This is a genomic window from Mesorhizobium sp. P5_C1 (assembly GCF_054049815.1).
Genome location: NZ_JBFULQ010000969.1, coordinates 1 through 1,312, shown reverse-complemented (window position 1 = coordinate 1,312; position 1,312 = coordinate 1). Strand labels below are relative to the sequence as shown.

General features: G+C 61.6%; 2 protein-coding genes. Both read right to left on the bottom strand.

Translation table 11 applies throughout. The features are described from left to right. Positions 1–716, bottom strand: a 716-nt coding sequence (locus ACXJ7R_RS33090) for a xanthine dehydrogenase family protein molybdopterin-binding subunit (RefSeq protein ID WP_457155469.1), incomplete at its 3' end; no start/stop codon positions are given. 123 nt (positions 717–839) lie between these two features. Continuing rightward, on the bottom strand, positions 840–1,312 hold a 473-nt coding region (locus ACXJ7R_RS33085), incomplete at its 5' end, for a (2Fe-2S)-binding protein (RefSeq protein ID WP_457155468.1).

Here is a 1,312-nt window from a genome sequence, read left to right as displayed (position 1 = left end):
ACATTGTAGAAGGCGCTCATCACCAGCCGCGCCACATGCGGGTTTTGTGAGGTCGTCCAGCAGGTGTAGTGGTCCTCGGCCTTGTCGTAGTGGCCAAGAGCCGCGCGCGGCTCCATGGCGTTGGGCACGAGGCGATTGTTGATGATATCCATCTTGACGACATGGGCCGCCTTCCTGAACGCCGCGGCCGTCTCGTCGGCATTGCCGATGTCCCAGTCGAAGATCAGGTTGTTGTCGGCCTCGGGGTGGATCTGCGGCGCGCCCTTGTCCATGGCCTTCGAGGCATCGACGACGGCCTTCAGTTCCTTGTAGGTGATCTCGACCGCCTCGGCGGCATCACGCGCCTGCCCTTTGGTCTCGGCCACGACGATGACGACGGCATCGCCGACATAGCGGACCCGGTCGAAAGCAAGCGGCGACCACGCCCCCATCTTCATCGGCGAACCATCCTTGGAGTGGATCATCCAGCCGCAGATGAGGTTGCCGATGCCGTCGGCCTTGAGCTCCTTGCCGGTCAGCACGCCGATGACGCCGGGCATGGCTTGAGCCTTTTTGACGTCAATCTTCTTGATCTGCGCGTGCGCGTGCGGGCTGCGCACGAAGGCTGCGTGCTTCATGCCGGGAACCACCATGTCGTCGACATAGCGGCCGGCGCCGGTGATGAATCGTTTGTCTTCCTTGCGCGCGACCCGAGCGCCAACACCTTCAATGCCCATCAGAAATTCCTCCCGAAATGCTGAAATAGCGAATAGTGAGTAGTGAATGGCGAATTGTGGTGAGTTGGCGTTTTGTCAGACTGCTGACTATTCGCTACTCCCTATTCGCTACCCACTTCCTTCTCACGCCGCTTGCCTGGCTTTGCCCTTCGACCCCTTGGACATCGTCTTCGATGCGGCAAGGATCGCCTTCACGATGTTGTGGTAGCCGGTGCAGCGGCAGATGTTGCCCTCGAGCTCTGTGCGCACCGTCGCTTCGTCGAGGCCTTCGGGGTGGCGGTTGATCATGTCGGTCGCCGTCATGATCATGCCCGGCGTGCAGAAGCCGCACTGCAGCCCGTGATGTTCCTTGAAGGCGGCCTGCACCGGATGCAGATCGGCGCCATTGGCCAGGCCCTCGATCGTCACCACGGTCGACCCGGAGGCCTGTACCGCGAGCATCGAGCAGGATTTGACCGCCTTGCCGTCGACATGGACGACGCAGGCACCGCATTGCGACGTGTCGCAACCGACGTGCGTTCCGGTAAGGCCGAGATTTTCGCGCAGGAAGTGAACCAGAAGCGTTCGGTCCTCGGCAGCGCCACTGACCCGTTTTC